A 16,816-nucleotide genomic window follows, 5' to 3' on the forward strand; every position below is an offset into this window, starting at 1 on the left:
TCGCAGACCCCGCTCGCCTCAGACGGCCGGCACGCTCCCGTGCGGAGACTACGAGCGCTCTCGCTCGCGCATCTCGACGTAGTCCCCGGCAGCGCACGCCGAGGTACCACTGACCGTGTCGCCCCCGCCGAGGTCGGAGGACTGGAACCCGATGTTCGCCACGCCGTCCCCGCTGCCGTCGACGCCGCTGTAGGACGCGTCGGCATCGGAGAACCGCTTCGTGTCGAGTCCGCGCTCGCCCCACAGCTTCTCGAGCGTCCGGATCCCCTGCTCGACATCGCCGCGATCAGCACGGGACTTGATGTACGTGTAGTTCACACCCTCGCCCACGCCGCGCTCGTCCTCGCACGTACCGAGCCGCGGCCCTTCCTGGACCGTCCACGTCCCACCGAGCGCATCGGTCGTGTCGTCGACGAGCTGCTGGATGCTGCGCTTCGCATCGGCCGGCTCCTGGGTCGGTCGGTTCTCCATCTGTCCTCCAGAACAGCCGGCAGTCGTGCCGACGATCGCGATCGTGGTCACGGTGACTGCGATCCACTGCTTCAGGGCGGTCATCGGCGTCGGTTCTCCGTAGGGTCGTCGGGCGTCCAGCATGTCACCCTGCCGGCGTCACGCGGTCGCCGTGACCGGTCGTCGTCTTTGCCACGTTCCTCAGCGACTCCGTGCCCGGGTCGAGGTAGCCGTTGCCGCTTGCGGTGTGCACGCCGTGGTCCTTCACCGGGTCGAAGCCGTCGGCGCCGTCCGCGCCGAAGGTCTCCGCGCCGAAGCTAGAGTTCGTCGGGTCGAGCCGGTACGGCACGCTGAACCCTCTGCCGATGTAGGCGTACTGGTCGCCCAGCCCGGGAATGCCGACGAAGGTGTCCTGGGCCTGCCCCGCGTAGACGTGGTCAGCCTGGATGTCCTGCGCTGTCGGGATGGTCTGCGGGATGCCGGCAGACGCGATCGACGTGAACGAGTCGACGTGGACGCCGGGTGCTGTCAGTCCGATCGACGCCGTCGTGGTGCCGTACGAGTGTGCCAGGACGTTCGTCCGGGGCATGTCGCCGGCACGAACGGCGTCGAGCCCACGGATCGATGCCGCCAGCTTCGCCCCACCGCTCTCGGCCGCGTCCTCGTTGAAGACACCGAGATCAGGCGGCGCTGGAGGCGCCTCGTAACCCATCCAGGCGATCACCGCACGGTTTCCCGGGCCGTCCACCTTGACCTGCTCGTCCGCGACGTTCTGCACTGCTTGTACCCAACCGGTCATCGTCTTGGTACTGGATCCCATCCCCGGAACGGCCCACGTGACGTTGGTCGCGGTGTCCAGGTCTCCGATCGAGACGGCGGCCAAGGGCGGGACGTCTCCCGTCAACGAGATGAGGAACCGGTTGTCCCCCAAGCTGGCCCGGATGCTCCTCAGCGCTTCGCGCTCATCGGGATCGAGGTTCTCGCGCGCGAGACGGTCGTCGAGGACCTCTTGGTTCGCGGTGTTCCGTGCCCAGTACGGGATCCCCTCGAGGTTCCCGAGCATCGCGAGCACCTCGGGCGGCAACGCCAGGAGGTCCACCCCGTTCGCCTTCGTCAGGCCGAGACCCGCCCAGGTCGCCGCGACCTCGGCCGGCGTGGCCCCGGGTGCGAGCAGGGTTTGGAACGACGGGGGAATCGTCGCAGCAGCAGCGAAGTCGAGGACGGAGTTCGAGAGCGTGCTGATCGCGCCGGCGCGTTCGAACGCGGACGCTATCCGCTCGATCCAATCTGCATCGGAAGCGTTCTCCTGCAGGTACCGGTCGAACCCCGGGAGCAGGGTCGAACTGGACACCTCTGCCCAGGAGCAGTTGCTCGTGAAGCCGGACCATGCCGTCCGCAGCTTCACCGCATGCTCCGAGAACCCGCGATCCGAGGCCCGCACCGACGCCACGAAGGTCCGGAGCCGCTCGGGGTCCGCCGAACTGCGACCCATGCTCGACCCGCCAGCCGTTCGCGGACGGTCCGATGCGGAGAACGACGCCGAGATCGGTGTTGGTCGGATCGGGATGTCCGAGGGCTTCGGGTCGAACATCGGAGTCGGCTTGACCTCGAAGATCCCCAGCGGTTCATCGTCGGCCTGCTGACGCGCGGTCTCGCGTCCCTGCCAGGCGTCGACGGCGGCCAGCCGTTCGCGCTCTCGCTGGGCCTCACCGATGACGACCTGCACCGCGTCCGCAAGTCGACCGAGCGCACCGGCGAGGCGGACACGATCAGCGGCTTCGGCCACCGCAGCTTCGGCGAAGCGGTCAGCGTAGGCACCGGAGAAGTCAGTGGAAGCGTCCTCGGCAGCTGATCGACGGGCGGAAGCCGCGAACAGCAACGTGATGTCCGCTCCAGTCGCCGCCTTGATCAGGCGGTTCGCCGCGCTTTCGTCGAACGGTATGGTCCCCAACATCGCCCCCGTGATGCTCGCGTCCGCTCATCGACGGCCGAGGCCTCAACCCTACCCATCGACGACGATGTGCGGACACTCCCGTCCCGGACCCTGCCCACGCCTCAGACCGCCGGCGCCGCGTCCCCCGCCGCTGCCGCCGGTGCTCCGGCCACCTCGAACGACGCCCCCGGCAACCGCTTCCGCATCACGTCGATCGCCGCAGGGTTGTCGTCCACCAGCACGTACCGCCGCCCCAGCGCCCGTGCCACGGCGCCCGTGGTCCCACTGCCCGCGAAGAAGTCGAGCACCCAGTCCCCCTCGCGCGAGGACGCCTGCACGATCCGCCGCAACACTCCCTCAGGCTTCTGCGTGGGGTAGCCAGTCTTCTCGCGGCCCGTCGGCGAGACGATCGTGTGCCACCAGACGTCGGTGGGCAGCTTGCCGCGCTCGCGTTTCTCGGGGGTGACGAGCCCCGGCGCCATGTACGGCTCGCGGTCGACCGCCTCGGAGTCGAACCAGTACCGCGATGGGTCCTTCACGTAGACCAGGATCGTGTCGTGTTTCGTCGGCCAGCGCGTCTTGGACTTGGCACCGAAGTCGTAGGCCCACACGATCTCGTTCAGGAACGACTCGCGGCCGAAGAGCGCGTCGAGCAGCACCTTGGCGTAGTGCGACTCGCGGTAGTCGAGGTGCAGGTACAGCGTGCCGTCGGCGGCGAGCAGCCGCCAGGCCTCGATGAGTCGGGGTTCGAGGAACGACCAGTAGTCCTCGAACCGGTCGTCGAAGCGCATCAGGTCGCCGCGCACCCGCTCGTAGGTCCGGCCGTGGAACCCCATCACGGGACCGTCGGCCTTCGGCACGGCGGACGTCGCGTGCCGCCGCTGGTACCGGCCGGTGTTGAACGGCGGGTCGAGGTACACCAGCGTGAAGGAGCCGTCCGGGTACGCGGGGACCACGTCGAGGGCGTCGCCGAGGACGACGCGGTCCGGGCCTCGGTCGTCTCCCCTGCGCACGGACCCATTGTCGCGCACCGAGCGAGCACGCTCGACGCGCACCGCACCGCACCGAGCGGACGCGCAGCACACGAAGCAGGCGTGCAGCACAGAGCGCACGTCCAGGCCCCGGCGTACGGTCGAGTGCATGGCAGCAGCACCCGAGGTCCGCAACGACACCGACAAGCAGCAGTACTCCCTGATCGAGGACGGCGAGGTCATCGGCCTCGCTGCGTACGAGGTCGACGGCGACGAGATCCGCTTCGTGCACACCGAGGTCGATCCCGAGCACCGCGGTGGTGGGCACGCGTCGATCCTGGTGCAGCACGCGCTCGACGACGTGCGCGCGAGTTCGTCACGCCGGGTCGTCGCGCAGTGCAGCTACGTGCACGCGTGGATCGAGCGGCACCCGGACTACCAGGAGCTCACGACCCGCTGAGCGAGCAGCAGGTCGCGCAGCAACGCCCTCAGTACGAGCGGTCGTGCGTCCCGGCGCGGGCCTCGTGCCGCCCGGCGCTCCGCACCGTCGGCACCCGGATGAGCACGCTGCCGCTGAGCAGGTCGTGGTCGTCGTCTGCCGGCGACGGGGCCTGTTTCGGCAGGCGTGCCTGCCGTTCGTACTCGGCTTGCGTCTCGTGCCGGGTCGGTGCGAACACCTCGTCCAGCATCCCGACCATGCCTCCGGATCCACCGCTCCGCTGGGACTTGTTCGACAGGTCGATCCACCCCATGCGATCGGCGATCCACACCACGACGGCCACGGCGGCCACCGCCCCCAGGAAGATCAACCAGTTCACGGCAGCGACGCTACGTGGGCCGCGCGGCGAGCGGATCAGCCGCGCGGGGGATTCTCATCATCCACACGTCTGGTTCATGAGGTCGAGGCGCACACTCGAGTCAGCGGCGGCCGGAACGTCCCCCCTCAGGTCCGGCCGTCGCGTCCACCGTCGATCGGGAACGGGGCTCACGGCACCCGCTCGAGCCACTCCTTCGTCGCGAACTTCGTCCGCACCAGCTCCTGCGCCCGCTCCCGCTCGGCCTCGGTGACGTGCCCTTCGGTCGCTCCGTACAGGCGGGTGAAGGTGCCGATCAGCCGCTCGATGATCTCGGCGCGGGACAGCCCCGTCTGCGAGCGGAGCGGGTCGACGCGCTTCGCGGCGCTGGTGGTGCCCTTGTCGCTCATCTTCTCGCGCCCGATGCGCAGCACCTGCACCATCTTCTCGCCGTCCATGTCGTAGCTCATGGTGGCGTGATGCAGCAGCGAACCGGTGCCGAGGCGCTTCTGTGCGGCCCCGCCGATCTTGCCCTTGGTCGAGGTGATGTCGTTGAGGGGCTGGTAGTACGCCTCGATGCCGAGCGACTTGAGCGCCTCGATCACCCATTCGTCGAGGAACGCGTACGAGTCGGCGAAGGTCATGCCCTGCACCAGGTCGGACGGCACGTAGAGCGAGTACGAGATCACGGCGCCCGCGTCCATGAACATCGCGCCGCCGCCGGAGATGCGTCGGACCACCTGCACGCCGTACTTCTCGGCGCCGGCGGGATCGACCTCGTTCTTCAGCGACTGGAACGAGCCGATGACGACGGCCGGCTGGTCCCACTCCCAGATGCGCAGCGTGGGACCGCGACGGCCGGCACCGACCTCTTCGGTCAGCACCTGGTCGAGCGCGAGGTGCTCGTTCGGGCTGATCGGCCCCTCGTGCACGATCTGCCAGTCGTGGTCGCGCCAGGTCGAGGCCCGCGACAGCGCGCGGCGCACCGCGACGCCGACGGACTCGGGCGTGAAGCCGAGCAGCACCGCATCGGTCGGCAGGGCCGCGCGCACGGCTGCGGCGATGCCCGCGGCGTCGGTGGTGGCGGGGAGCCCGTTCACGGCCGCGTCGATGAGCGGCAGCGCGTCGTCGGGTTCCAGGAAGAAGTCACCCGCCAGGCGGAACTGCTGGATCGTGCCGTCGACGACCTCGAGGTCGACGACGACCAGCTTGCCTCCGGGGACCTTGTACTCACCGTGCATGCCGCAACCCTATTCCGGACAGCCGACTGCCCGGCAGTGGGCCGGCCTGGTGACGGACTGGAGACCCGTGGCGGCGTCGCGACGGGCCTCCAGTCCGCCACCGGTCGCGTCGCAGGACGCGGCGAGCGCCGTCAGCGCGTTGTCACCCGGTCGAGCCACGCGACCAGGTCGCCCACGACCTCGTCGCGGTTCGTCTCGTTGTAGACCTCGTGCCGCGCGCCCTCGTACACCTGCACGGTCACGTCGGACAGCCGGCCGCGTCGGCGGTACGCCTGCGCCAGTCGCTCGACGGAGCGCGGCCCGCCGAGGGCATCGTCGGAGCCGACCTGCAGCAGCATCGGCAGGTCGTGCGGGATGCCCCGTCGCGGGACCCCGAGCAGTCGGAGGGTGTCGGCGAGCCCGAACAGCCCGATGACGTCGGCCTCGACCGCCAGGGGGTCGACCGCGACGGCGTCGATGATCTTCCGGTCGCGGGTGAGCCACTCGTACTTGGTGGGCCCCGACCCCGCGTGCCGGGCGTTGAGGTCGCCGCTGTTCATCCAGCCGGGCAGCCGGTAGGCACTCGCGGACAGGACGACGCCGTCGTAGCGGTCCGACGAGGTGTTCACGATCCGCTGCGCCATGAGCGACCCCCACGAGTGCCCGAGCAGCACGAGCGGCAGCCCGGGTTCGTCGGCCCGCGCGACCGCGCTCATCTGCTCCACCGCAGCGATCGCCGCGCGCAGGCCGCCGGGGCCGAGCCGACCGAGCTTGGTGTGGTCGCCGTCCCACTGGGTCAGCCCGGTGCGTCCGTGCCCGCGGTGGTCGTTGGCGTGCACGGTGTAGCCGGCGCGCACCAGGTCCTGCGCGAGCGGTTCGTACCGGAGCCCGTGCTCCCCGACCCCGTGCGCGATCTGCACGACGCCCTTCGGCCGCGCCGCACGCCAGGTCGAGTAGACGATCTCGACGCCGTGGGCGTCGGTGAACGAGGCGTCGCCGCGAGCGGCGGAGAAGGTGGGCACACCCGCATCTTCGCAGACGCGCTCCATCCCGGACCTGTTCACCCGGCGTTCACGCAGGGGGTTCCGGGCGGGCCTACCGTCCTGCGCATGGACGTCATCGTCATCGTCACGCTGGTGATCGTCGTGGCCCTCGTGTTCGACTTCACGAACGGCTTCCACGACACCGCGAACGCCATGGCCACGTCGGTCGCCACGGGAGCACTCAAGCCCCGGACCGCCGTGCTCATCTCCGCGGTGCTCAACGTGGTCGGCGCGTTCCTGTCGACCGAGGTCGCCAAGACCGTGTCGCAGGGCATCATCCGCGAGGGGCAGGACGGCATCCACATCTCCCCCACGATGATCTTCGCGGGGCTCGTCGGCGCGGTGCTCTGGAACCTGGCGACCTGGTACCTCGGGCTGCCGTCGTCGTCCACCCATGCGCTGTTCGGCGGGCTCATCGGCGCCTCGATCATCGGGGCGGGGCTGAACTCGATCAGCTGGGCGACGGTGGTGTCGAAGGTCGTGCTGCCGGCGCTGCTCTCCCCGGTCATCGCCGGGGTGATCGCCCTGGTCGCGACGTACCTGGCGTACGTGCTCACGAAGAACGCGACGACGCACGGTGCCGCGACCGGGTTCCGGCACGGGCAGACGATCTCGGCGTCGCTGGTGTCGCTCGCACACGGCACGAACGACGCGCAGAAGACGATGGGCGTCATCACGCTGACCCTCATCGCCGCGAACTACCAGGCCGCCGGCACCGGTCCGGCGCTCTGGGTGATCCTGGCCTGCGGACTCGCGATCGGCCTCGGCACGTACACGGGCGGCTGGCGGATCATGCAGACCGTCGGCAAGAAGATCTCCGACGTGCAGTCGCCGCAGGGCTTCGCCGCCGAGACGAGCTCCGCCGCGACGATCCTCATCTCGTCGCACCTGGGCTTCGCGCTCTCGACGACCCACGTGACGAGCGGCGCGGTCGTCGGCTCGGGCCTCGGCAAGAAGCTCGCCGACGTGCACTGGTCGGTCGTCGGCCGCATCGTCGTCGCGTGGGTGATCACGCTGCCCGCCGCTGCGGTGGTCGGGGCGCTCGCGACCTGGCTCGCGTCGACCTCGGCGTTCGGGCTGGTGCTCGTCGCAATCCTCGCCCTGGCCGGCGGGCTCACCTTCTCCGTCCTCGCCAAGCGCAAGCCGATCTCGCACGAGGACATCACCACCGAGTCCGGGCCGTCCGAGCAGAGCGAGCCGCAGCCGACCGGCGTGACGAACTGAGGGGAACGACGATGGACATCGACTTCACCGCGATCGGCACCGTCGCCGGCGTCGGCTTCGTGGCCGCCGTGGGCCTGGTGCTCGTGTACACGCTCGGCCTGCGGCTGCTCGGGACGGGGCAGCCGGACGACGCGGGCGGCGAGCGCACCCAGTACTCCGACGAGAACCCGCGCTCCGGGCACACCCCGCCCGTCGCCCTGGCGGGTGCGGTGTTGTGCTTCGCCGTGTGTGTCGCCGCGGTCCTGGCGGGCATCTGGTTGACGATCCCCCAGTTCCACTGAGGACGTTCCTTCCCAGAGCGCCCGCGCTGGGAAGCGGAATCGGGCGTACCTGGTCGAAACGTCCGACCAGGTACGCCCGTTCCGACCAGGTACGCCCGTTTCGACCAGGTACGCCCGGAATGATCGAGTGGTGACCGACCACACGAACGCGACCACCCACCACCACCTCGACACCGCGGTCGAGTCCGCCGTCGACGTCTTCACCGCCGAACGCCAGCCGGTCCTGACCGTGGAACCGGGCGACACGGTGACCGTCCGAACCCTGAGCGCCGCGGGCTACACGGAACGCCAGCCGGGCCCGGGCCTCGACGCCCCGACCCTGATCGACCCGCGCCGGGGGCACTGCCTGGTCGGGCCGATCGCCGTCGCGGGAGCACGTCCGGGGATGGTCCTGGCGGTGCACTTCGACGACCTCGTGCCCGACGACTGGGGCTACACGGCCTCGGGCGGGGTCGACTCACCGGTGAACCGCGCACTCGGCCTGACCGATCCGGCGTCGCGCGGCCCGCTGCTCTGGGACATCGACGTGTCCGCCGGAGTCGCCGTGAACCAGCTCGGCCTCGGGGTGCGGACGGCACCGTTCCTCGGCGTCGTCGGCGTCCCGCCCGAGCCCACCGGGGAGCACTCGACGATCCCGCCCCGCACGGTCGGCGGCGGCAACGTCGACTGCCGCGAGCTGATCGCCGGCTCGACCCTGTACCTGCCCGTGACGGTGCCGGACGCCCTGCTCCACGTCGGCGACGGGCACGCGGCCCAGGGCGACGGCGAGGTCTCCGGAACAGCGGTCGAGTGCGGCATGACCACGACGATGACCCTGACGCTCCTCGACCGGGCTCCGGTCGAGGGTGTGCACGCCGACACCCCCGCCGGACGCATCACCTTCGGCTTCGACGCGGACCTCAACGTCGCGACGGCCACGGCGCTCGACCGGATGGTCGACTGGATCGCCGGGCTGCACGGGATCGGCCGCGCCGAGGCACTCGCGATGGCGAGCGTGGCGGTGAGCATGCGCATCACGCAGGTCGCGAACCGCACGTGGGGCGTGCACGCCCTGCTCCCGCACGACGCGATCCTGACGGACGCGCGGCACTGAGGCCGGGAGGCCCGCCCCACGCGAGCCGACCGGCGCACGCTGGGCGGGCCTCCCGTCCGACGTTCCTTCCCATCGCACCCGGCCTGGGAAGCGGAAACGGGCGTACCTGGTCGAAAGAATCGCCCAGGTACGCCCGTTTCGACCAGGTACGCCCGGAACGACCAGGTGCACCCGAGCCGTCAGTGGGCGGAGTAGCCGCCGTCCACCAGGTGGTAGCTGCCCGTGATGAACGAGGCCTTGTCGCTCAGCAGGAACAGCACGAGCGCGGCGACCTCGGCGTCGGTGCCGAGCCGCTTCGAGGCGTGCTCGTCCTCGAGTGCCGCGATGGCCTCGGGCGAGAGCGACTTGCGGAGCAGCGGGGTGTCGATGAACCCGGGGCCCACGGCGTTCGTGCGGACGCCCTGCGACGAGTACTCCAGCGCGGCGACCTTGGTCAGCCCGGCGAGCGCGTGCTTCGAGGCGACGTAGGCCGCGTTCTGCGCCATGCCGACCGTGCCGAGCACCGACGCCATGTTCACGATCGCGCCACCGCCGGCAGCCACCATCGCGGGGATCTCGTAGCGCAGCCCGTAGAAGACGCCGTCCAGGTCGACCGCACGGACGCGGTCCCAGGCGGCGATGTCGTACTCGCCGATCGGCTGCGGTGCTGCGCCGATGCCGGCGTTGTTCACGGCCAGGTGCAGCGCGCCGAACGTGTCGACGGCGAACTGCACCATGCGCTCGTTGTCCGCGGCGACCGCGGAGTTCGCCTCGAACGCGCGGGCGGTGCCACCGGCCTCCACGATCGACGCGGCGACGCGCTCGGCGCCCGCCAGGTTGATGTCGGCGACGACCACCGTGGCGCCCGCCGCGGCGAGCTCCTTCGCGACGGACTCGCCGATGCCGCTGCCACCACCGGTGACGACGGCGACCTTGTCCTCGAACTCGGACATGTTCTCCTACTCTCTCGGCAACACGTGTTGTCTAAGACCACGGTACACCCGAAATCAAGTTCGTTCGCTGAACTAATAAGATAGGCTAACGATCGATGACCGACGCCACCGACCTCCGCATCGCGGTGAACCGGCTGTCCCGCACACTCCGTGCCCAGAAGGCCGACACGAGCGTCACGGACGCGCAGTTCTCGGCCCTCGCCCGGCTGCACCGCGACGGCGCCATGACCCTGGCCGACCTGAGCCGACAGGACGGCGTGACCCCGCCCTCGATGACGAAGACCGTCGCGGTGCTGGTCGAGCGGGGCCTGGTGTCGAAGTGCGGGCACGGGGACGACCGCCGCAAGGTGCTGCTCGGTGCGACACCCGCCGGGGCCGCCTTCGTCGAGGAGACCCGACGCCGCCGCGACGGCTGGCTCACCCCCCGACTCGCAGCGCTCACCGCCGACGAGCGGAGCACCCTCGCCGACGCCACCGAGATCATGAGGAGGCTGGCCCAGCAGTGACCGCCATGTTCCGCTCCCTCGCCGGACGCAACTACCGGATCTGGTTCGCCGGGGCCCTGGTGTCGAACGTCGGCACCTGGATGCAGCGCACCGCCCAGGACTGGATCGTGCTGACCCAGCTCTCCGACGACGACGCCGTCGCGGTGGGCATCACGATGGCCCTGCAGTTCGGCCCCCAGCTGCTGCTCCTGCCGCTCACCGGGCTCGCCGCCGACCGGTTCGACCGCCGGAAGATGCTCATGCTCACCCAGGGCCTGATGGGGCTGCTCGGGCTGGGACTCGGCGTCATGGTCCTCACGCACACCGCCACCCTGCTCGCGCTGTACGGCTTCGCCCTGGCACTCGGCATCGTCGCCGCGTTCGACGCCCCGATCCGGCAGGCCTTCGTCTCCGACGTCGTGCAGGGCGAGGACGTCTCGAACGCCGTCGCCCTGAACTCCGCGTCGTTCAACGCCGCACGCCTGATCGGCCCCGCGGTCGCCGGGGTGCTCATCGCGGCGATCGGCTCCGGATGGGTGTTCGTCATCAATGCCGGGTCGTTCCTGGCGGTCCTGCTCGCACTCCGCTTCGTCGACCCCGCCCAGCTCGCCGAACGGGTCCGGGCGGGCCGCGGCAAGGGGCAGATCGTGGCCGGCTTCCGGTACGTCCGCACCCGGCCGGACATCGTCGTCGTGCTCTGCATGATCTTCGTCGTCGGCACGTTCGGCGTGAACTTCCCGATCTTCACCTCGACGATGGCGCGGGTCGAGTTCCACCAGGGCGCCGGCGAGTTCGGGCTGCTCAACTCGGTGATGGCGGTCGGCTCGGTGCTCGGCGCGCTGCTGTCCGCCCGCCGGGACAGGCCGCGGATGCGCACCCTCGTGCTCGCCGCCGGCGGGTTCGGGCTCGCGTGCACCGCCGCGGCCCTCGCCCCGACGTACTGGACCTTCGCGATCGTGCTGGTGTTCGTCGGGCTCGCGTCCCTGACCTTCATGACCACGGCGAACGCCCTGGTGCAGACCACGACGAAGCCCGCGATGCGCGGCCGCGTGATGGCGCTCTACATGGCGATCTTCGCGGGCGGCACCCCCATCGGCGCCCCGCTCGTCGGTGCCGTCGCCGACGCCTTCGGCCCACGCTGGGCGATCGTGGTCGGCGCGGCCTCGGGCTTCGTCGCACTCGGGATCGCGCTCGTCTGGCTCGTCCGGTACCAGCGGGTCCGGTTGCGCTACGACGCCGACTCACGGCTGCACCTGGCGATCACGCACGCCGTGCCGGTGGTCGGCTCACGCGCGGCGCTCCGCCGAGAGCTGGAACGCGACGAGACGCTCGCCGACCGCTCCAGCGCCGTCTGACGGACCGACGGGTCGACCTGTCCGTCGGCCGACGGCCCGTGACACACCGGCCGTCGGACGGGAGGCCCGCACCGGCGCCGCCACGGGCCTCCCGTCCGACGTCACCCCCGCCCACGGCCGCGGTCGCGAGGCACGGACCGGCCCCGTTCCGGGCCCGCGCGCCGTCGGTCAGAGCACGGGTGCGGACGACGCGAAGACCCGCTCGTCGAGGGCCGCGGCGACGCGGTCGGCAGCCACCGCCAGCCGTTGCCCGACGTCGCCCGCCACGGCGAGCGCCGACTCCTCGGGGATGCCGTCGAGCAGGGCGCGGACCTCGTCGAACCCGGCGACCTCGTCCGCGACGCAGGACGGGGCGACGTCGGCCAGGCACTCGGCCGCGCGGTGCACGGTGAAGCGCAACGACCGTGGGCTGTGTGCGTCGAGGAGCAGGAAGGCGGCGGCGTCGGACGGCACCGGATGGTGGTCGCGTCCGCGCAGGAAGGCCTCGCCCGCGCCGCACGCCCGGAGCGCCGCCGTCCACGAGGTGACCGCGTCCGGCTCGAGCAGCCGCGACGCCAGCAGCCGTGCGGTGGAGGCACAGCGGGTGAGTGATCGTCCGAGGGTGAAGAACTCCCACACCTCGTCACGGCTGGCGTCCCCCTCGACCACCCCGATGGCGAGGGCACTGCGCTCCCGCACCCAGCCGAGGAACTCGTGCGCACGGTCGGGGGCGATCTTCCGGGGCATCCTCGACCGCGTCACGTCGAGGCAGTCCCAGAGCTCGCTCGAGACGACCTCGCGGGCACGGCGTGCGTGGTCGCGGGCGACGGCGACCGCTGCAGCGATGGACGCGGGCTCGTGCCGGTCGAGCGCGAGGGCGTCGACGGTGGCGGCGCGGTCCGGGTCGTTCGCGGGGCCGGTGGTCCCGATGACGCTGCGGAGCTCGGTGGACACGAGCCGGTCGTCGTCGAGGGTGCCTGGTTCTCGGCGAGCGACGTAGACGTCGAGCAACCGTGCGACGACGTCGGTGCGCTCCACCGCGCTCCCCACGTGGAAGACGTTCCCCGCGAGGCGGCTCAGCACGGCTGCTCCTGCATGTCGAGAACCTAACGAGCCGGCGTTGCCGGGGTGTTACAGAACCGCGTCACGGGTGTTGCAGTGTCCCGTCTCCGCGCTCGCTAGACAAACTAACTAGAGCGTCTAGCATTGGGGCATGACGTCCGAGGTGATGACCAGCACCGCAGGGTACTGGTACGAGGACTCCGCGGTCTCCGCCGTGGACGTCCTCAACGCCCTGCGGCGGTACCGAACGGCCGAGAGCGCTGCCCAGCGCCGAGCGCGCGAGGCACTGGGGATCGGCGAGAACGCACTGCTGGCGCTCCGGTTCCTGATCGACGCCGAGCACGACGGCCGCACCGTCAACGCGAAGGACCTCGCCGAGCGGCTCGAGATCACGGCGGCGTCGACGTCGGCGCTCGTCGACCGGCTCGTCCGCAGCGGCCACGTCGAACGGCACGCCGACCCGAACGACCGCCGTGGCGTGATCCTCACCGCCACCGGCACCTCGATGCGGCACGCGCTCCGGGTCATCGAGGAGCTCGACGCCCGCGCGCTCGAGGTCACCGAGCACCTGCCGAGCAACGAGATGGCCGTGGTCGTGGACTTCCTGGACGAGATGGTCCGCGTCGTGGACGAGCTCGACGCCGGGTCGGACCACTCCCGTCGCGCGTAGCCTGGACCGCATGGACCCTCGCGGCGAGCACCACCCCGAGGACGACATGCCGTTCGCCGAGCTTGACTCGCGGGCCCGTGCCGACGCCGCACTCCGACGCATCCAGGCCGGGTCCGATCCGGCCCGTGAGGCGTTCGACCTCGCCAACACCATGAACGACGAGGCCGTGGGGCGGCTCACGAAGCGCCTGCGGCGGCTGTTCCGCCGGGGCTGACCGCCCGCGTCAGAACGCGGTGCCGACCGCGGCGATGTCGTCGCCCCCGTGCCCGGCTGCGCTGGCATCGGCGTAGACGCGCCCGAGTGCCTCGAGCAGCGTGGTGGACACCCCTGCGGTCCGGGCGGCATCGGTGATGAGCCCGATGTCCTTCCGCAGCCCGTCGAGTGCGAACTGCGCGGGGAACTCGCGGGCGATCATCGCGGCACCCTTGGTGTGGGCGTAGGCGGAGTCGCTCGCACTGCCCTCGATGGCCTGCAGGAACAGCGCGGGGTCGAGCCCGAGCGCGGCTGCGAGGGCCAGGGACTGCCCGGTCGCCGCGGTGATCGACGCGATCCAGGCGTTGGCGGCGAGCTTGAGTGCGGTGCCGTCGCCGACCTGGTCGCCGGCACGGAGGGTCTTCGCGCCGATCGCGTCGAGCACGGGGTCGACACGGTCGAGCAGGTCTGCCGGTCCGGCCGCGAGCATCGTGAGCTTGCCCTGTTCGGCGGGGGCCTTCGTGCCGAGCATCATCGCCTCGACCAGGGTGATGCCGTCCTTCTCGGCCAGTTGCACGACCGTCGCGGTGCCGTCGACGCCGATCGTCGAGGCCTGCACCCACACGGCGTCGGTCGGGGCGTCACCGGCGGCCTGCTCGAGGACGTCGACGACCGCATCGGTGTCGAACAGGGTGAGCAGGACGACCTCGGCGTGCTCGACGGCACTGCCCGGGTCGCTCGCCACCGTCGCGCCGCGGTTGCCCAGGGGTGCGGCCTTGTCGGCACTCCGGTTCCAGACCGTCACCTCGTGGCCGTCGCGGAGCAGTGATCCAGCCACGCCGGCGCCCATCGCACCCGTCCCCAACACCGTCACTCGCACGTGCGTCTCCGTCCTGGCGCGGCTCCGTGCCGCGACCGTCCCGACGCTACGCCCGACGCCGTCAGAGGAGCCCGCGAGCCCGCAGCCAGGCGGCCGGGTCGATCGGGGTGCCGGCCACGATGACCTCGAAGTGCAGGTGGGCGCCGGTCGAGACCCCCGTGTTGCCGACGGCCCCGAGCCGCTCCCCCACGCGGAGGACCTGGCCGCGGCGGACGTCGATCGCCGACAGGTGCCCGTACCGCGTCGCGGTGCCGTCGGCGTGCCGCAGGAGGACCTGGTTGCCGTAGCCACCGAGCACACCCGCCGAGACGACCCGGCCGGGCAGCGCGGCGACGACCGGGGTACCGATGGCCGCGGCGAAGTCGACCCCCTGGTGGTTCGACGAGCAGGCCGCGCAGCCGACGACCCAGCGGGAGCCGAAGGCACCGGCGTCCGGGATCGCACCGGCCGTGGGGCGGACGGCTCCACCGGTCGGGCCCGAGCCACCGGGAACCCGGAGGGCTGCCGCAGCACGACCCACCGAGAAGTCGTCGCGGCCGGCGGTCGGCCCGGTCGAACCGTCGGCGACGAAGTGCTGCACGCCGGCGGATGCCGACGTGGGTTCCGGAGAGGCCGGAGCGGCGAGGGCGGTCTGCGGGGAGCCGACCGCGATGAACAGGCACGTGACGGCGGTCACCGCCGCGGCGGGCAGTGTCCGCCGGGCGGGGATCCGGAAGGACACGGAACGGCGGCGCGCGGGAGCAGCGGGCCGTTCGGGCGGGAGCGGGGTGGGCCGGGTGGAAGCCGGGGTGACGGGAGGGGGCACCGCCACCCCGGCGGCTCGGAGGGGCCCCGGCTGCGCAGCGTGCCGTGCACGGCGCAGCGGGGGCGCGGTCGGTCGGTCGGCGGTGCGGCGCTCGGCACCGCGCGGGCGCCGGGGCAGACCGTCGTCGAGGGTCGTCATCGTGCGGTGACCGGCTTGGTCAGACGCGGACGACGCCGTCACGGGCGATCCGGTCCAGCTCGCACACGACGGCGTCGACGACCGCGCGGGTGATCGCGTCGGCGACGGTCTCGACCAGGACGAGGTGCTCGGGACGGATCGTGACCTCGGTCACGAGGGCCGATGCCACCCGCACCGGGATCTCGTCGATCGCGGCGACGAGGGCGGCCGGCACCAGCGTGGAGTCACCCGGGCGGACGGGCGCGGACATCGGTGAGGTCGGTGCCGGGGTCACGGCGGCGAGCGCCGGCGACGGGGTGGAGTGCGGCGCGTCGGCCTGATCGCGGCGCTGGGCGATGGAGTCGAAGAGCGGGGTGGAGGACATGCTGCGGATGGTCCGATCTGGATGTCGTGGCTGGTCGTTCTCGGGCGACCGGCGATGGCGGCGTGCCGAGCGGCACGTCCGCCATTCAACCATCGATATTTCAGATGTGCAATAGTGACCGGACAGTCGCGGTGGTCAGTCCGGGTCGACGGCAGCCGCGGTCGGGTCGTCCGGCTGCAGCGCACGACGGACCCGTTCCACGATCGTCGCCGGCGGGTTGTTGTAGGCGTTCGCCGGCTCCTGGCCGCTGAGCTCCTGGATCGCCGCCATCACCGCATCGGTCGCGTGGCGCCGAGCACGACCGGACGACGCCTCGCCGAAGGACGACAGGTCGATCGGCTGCCCGAACTCGATCGTCACTCGGGCGAGCTTCGGCAGCCGGGACCCGACCGGCTGCACGTCCTCGGTGCCGGTGAGCGCGACGGGCACCACGGGGGCGCCGCTCGTCAGCGCCAGCCATGCCACACCCGTGCGGCCCTTGTAGATCCGGCCGTCGAGCGAGCGCGTGCCCTCCGGGTAGATCGCGAACGCCTCGCCCTCCTGCAGGCGTGCCAGCCCGAGGTCGAGGGCCTGCTGGGCCGCCGCACCCGCGCCACGCTCGACCCCGATGGCGCCGATGCCACCGAAGAACGCCCGCGAGACGGCTCCCTTGAGACCCGAGCCCGTGAAGTACTCCTGCTTCGCCAGGAACGACACCTTGCGCGGCGCCATGAGCGTGATCGCGGGCGAGTCGATGAAGGAGCGGTGGTTGCTCGCGAGGATCACCGGGCCGCGCTTCGGGACGTTCCGACGACCGATGATCTTCGGGCGCCACAGCAACCGGGCGAGCGGGGTCACCACCGCGCGACTGAGCACGGTGGCGAACTTCGTCGAACCGGACACCGGACCTCCTCGTGGTGACGAGCTACCGAGTGTAATGAGGCGCGCGGAGGGCACATGCCCGGA

20 protein-coding genes are annotated in these 16,816 nt (G+C 71.4%); 8 read left to right on the plus strand and 12 right to left on the minus strand.

Annotated elements, in window-relative coordinates:
- Window positions 1–48 precede the first annotated feature (48 nt).
- The 3 genes from DEJ35_RS11520 to DEJ35_RS11530 form a co-directional block, all read right to left on the minus strand.
- Window positions 49–555 carry a hypothetical protein gene (locus tag DEJ35_RS11520; protein WP_071248253.1) on the minus strand — a complete coding sequence of 169 codons (507 nt, stop codon included), beginning with the start codon at window positions 553–555 and terminating at the stop codon, window positions 49–51.
- A 40-nt stretch (window positions 556–595) separates the two neighbouring features.
- Entirely contained in the window at window positions 596–2,404 is a 1,809-nt protein-coding gene (locus DEJ35_RS11525) for an alpha/beta hydrolase (protein WP_111192760.1), read from the minus strand.
- Window positions 2,405–2,505: 101 nt separating this feature from the next.
- Complete coding sequence (locus DEJ35_RS11530; RefSeq protein ID WP_111192796.1) at window positions 2,506–3,396, minus strand: site-specific DNA-methyltransferase; 891 nt, start codon at window positions 3,394–3,396, stop codon at window positions 2,506–2,508.
- Window positions 3,397–3,523: 127 nt separating this feature from the next.
- Between DEJ35_RS11530 and DEJ35_RS11535 the strand changes: the two genes are divergently transcribed.
- On the plus strand, window positions 3,524–3,814 hold the full coding sequence (locus DEJ35_RS11535) for a GNAT family N-acetyltransferase (RefSeq protein ID WP_111123834.1): 291 nt from the start codon (window positions 3,524–3,526) through the stop codon (window positions 3,812–3,814).
- Window positions 3,815–3,842: 28 nt separating this feature from the next.
- Here the strand turns inward: DEJ35_RS11535 and DEJ35_RS11540 are convergent, their stop codons facing one another.
- The 3 genes from DEJ35_RS11540 to DEJ35_RS11550 form a co-directional block, all read right to left on the minus strand.
- The gene (locus DEJ35_RS11540; RefSeq protein ID WP_110858882.1) at window positions 3,843–4,172 is read right to left on the minus strand and encodes a hypothetical protein; all 330 of its coding nucleotides are present in this window, start codon (window positions 4,170–4,172) and stop codon (window positions 3,843–3,845) included.
- A gap of 167 nt (window positions 4,173–4,339) precedes the next feature.
- Window positions 4,340–5,389, minus strand: coding sequence for a biotin/lipoate A/B protein ligase family protein (locus DEJ35_RS11545; protein WP_027465073.1), 1,050 nt, complete (start codon window positions 5,387–5,389; stop codon window positions 4,340–4,342).
- Between the two features lie 131 nt (window positions 5,390–5,520).
- Window positions 5,521–6,390 carry an alpha/beta hydrolase gene (locus DEJ35_RS11550; RefSeq protein WP_110858950.1) on the minus strand — a complete coding sequence of 290 codons (870 nt, stop codon included), beginning with the start codon at window positions 6,388–6,390 and terminating at the stop codon, window positions 5,521–5,523.
- A gap of 87 nt (window positions 6,391–6,477) precedes the next feature.
- Here DEJ35_RS11550 and DEJ35_RS11555 point away from each other — a divergent pair, with 87 nt between their 5' ends.
- From DEJ35_RS11555 to DEJ35_RS11565, 3 genes are all read left to right on the plus strand, one after another.
- Window positions 6,478–7,635 carry an inorganic phosphate transporter gene (locus DEJ35_RS11555; RefSeq protein WP_111192761.1) on the plus strand — a complete coding sequence of 386 codons (1,158 nt, stop codon included), beginning with the start codon at window positions 6,478–6,480 and terminating at the stop codon, window positions 7,633–7,635.
- Between the two features lie 11 nt (window positions 7,636–7,646).
- Window positions 7,647–7,916: a hypothetical protein gene (locus DEJ35_RS11560; protein ID WP_111123831.1), complete on the plus strand. Its 270-nt coding sequence runs from the start codon at window positions 7,647–7,649 to the stop codon at window positions 7,914–7,916.
- A 130-nt stretch (window positions 7,917–8,046) separates the two neighbouring features.
- A complete protein-coding gene (locus DEJ35_RS11565) occupies window positions 8,047–9,009 on the plus strand; it encodes an acetamidase/formamidase family protein (protein WP_111123830.1) in 963 nt (320 codons plus the stop codon).
- A 179-nt stretch (window positions 9,010–9,188) separates the two neighbouring features.
- Here the strand turns inward: DEJ35_RS11565 and DEJ35_RS11570 are convergent, their stop codons facing one another.
- Complete coding sequence (locus tag DEJ35_RS11570; RefSeq protein ID WP_111192762.1) at window positions 9,189–9,941, minus strand: SDR family NAD(P)-dependent oxidoreductase; 753 nt, start codon at window positions 9,939–9,941, stop codon at window positions 9,189–9,191.
- A 95-nt stretch (window positions 9,942–10,036) separates the two neighbouring features.
- On the opposite strand from DEJ35_RS11570, the gene DEJ35_RS11575 reads away from it, so the two are divergent.
- Both DEJ35_RS11575 and DEJ35_RS11580 read left to right on the plus strand, forming a co-directional pair.
- Window positions 10,037–10,447, plus strand: a complete 411-nt coding sequence (locus tag DEJ35_RS11575; protein ID WP_110858879.1) for a MarR family winged helix-turn-helix transcriptional regulator — start codon at window positions 10,037–10,039, stop codon at window positions 10,445–10,447.
- Window positions 10,444–11,781 carry an MFS transporter gene (locus DEJ35_RS11580; RefSeq protein ID WP_181435573.1) on the plus strand — a complete coding sequence of 446 codons (1,338 nt, stop codon included), beginning with the start codon at window positions 10,444–10,446 and terminating at the stop codon, window positions 11,779–11,781. Before DEJ35_RS11575 ends, DEJ35_RS11580 begins: the two co-directional genes overlap by 4 nt.
- 168 nt (window positions 11,782–11,949) lie before the next feature.
- Here DEJ35_RS11580 and DEJ35_RS11585 read toward each other — a convergent pair whose 3' ends face one another.
- Window positions 11,950–12,843, minus strand: coding sequence for an alpha-E domain-containing protein (locus tag DEJ35_RS11585; RefSeq protein ID WP_110858878.1), 894 nt, complete (start codon window positions 12,841–12,843; stop codon window positions 11,950–11,952).
- Window positions 12,844–12,973: 130 nt separating this feature from the next.
- On the opposite strand from DEJ35_RS11585, the gene DEJ35_RS11590 reads away from it, so the two are divergent.
- Both DEJ35_RS11590 and DEJ35_RS11595 read left to right on the plus strand, forming a co-directional pair.
- A complete protein-coding gene (locus DEJ35_RS11590) occupies window positions 12,974–13,492 on the plus strand; it encodes a MarR family winged helix-turn-helix transcriptional regulator (RefSeq protein WP_110858877.1) in 519 nt (172 codons plus the stop codon).
- A gap of 10 nt (window positions 13,493–13,502) precedes the next feature.
- Window positions 13,503–13,706 carry a hypothetical protein gene (locus DEJ35_RS11595; protein WP_027465064.1) on the plus strand — a complete coding sequence of 68 codons (204 nt, stop codon included), beginning with the start codon at window positions 13,503–13,505 and terminating at the stop codon, window positions 13,704–13,706.
- A 9-nt stretch (window positions 13,707–13,715) separates the two neighbouring features.
- On the opposite strand, the gene DEJ35_RS11600 is transcribed toward DEJ35_RS11595, so the two are convergent.
- The 4 genes from DEJ35_RS11600 to DEJ35_RS11615 all read right to left on the minus strand — a co-directional run bounded on the left by DEJ35_RS11600 (window position 13,716) and on the right by DEJ35_RS11615 (window position 16,753).
- Window positions 13,716–14,564: an NAD(P)-dependent oxidoreductase gene (locus DEJ35_RS11600; protein WP_258378470.1), complete on the minus strand. Its 849-nt coding sequence runs from the start codon at window positions 14,562–14,564 to the stop codon at window positions 13,716–13,718.
- Between the two features lie 61 nt (window positions 14,565–14,625).
- Window positions 14,626–15,507, minus strand: coding sequence for a M23 family metallopeptidase (locus DEJ35_RS11605; protein WP_146244785.1), 882 nt, complete (start codon window positions 15,505–15,507; stop codon window positions 14,626–14,628).
- Window positions 15,508–15,526: 19 nt separating this feature from the next.
- Entirely contained in the window at window positions 15,527–15,871 is a 345-nt protein-coding gene (locus DEJ35_RS11610) for a hypothetical protein (RefSeq protein ID WP_111192765.1), read from the minus strand.
- Between the two features lie 135 nt (window positions 15,872–16,006).
- Window positions 16,007–16,753 carry a 1-acyl-sn-glycerol-3-phosphate acyltransferase gene (locus tag DEJ35_RS11615; protein ID WP_027465061.1) on the minus strand — a complete coding sequence of 249 codons (747 nt, stop codon included), beginning with the start codon at window positions 16,751–16,753 and terminating at the stop codon, window positions 16,007–16,009.
- Window positions 16,754–16,816: the final 63 nt, after the last annotated feature.

Origin of the sequence: Curtobacterium sp. MCPF17_051 (assembly GCF_003234595.1) — a bacterium.
In the GTDB taxonomy this organism is placed as follows: Bacteria; Actinomycetota; Actinomycetes; order Actinomycetales; family Microbacteriaceae; genus Curtobacterium; species Curtobacterium flaccumfaciens.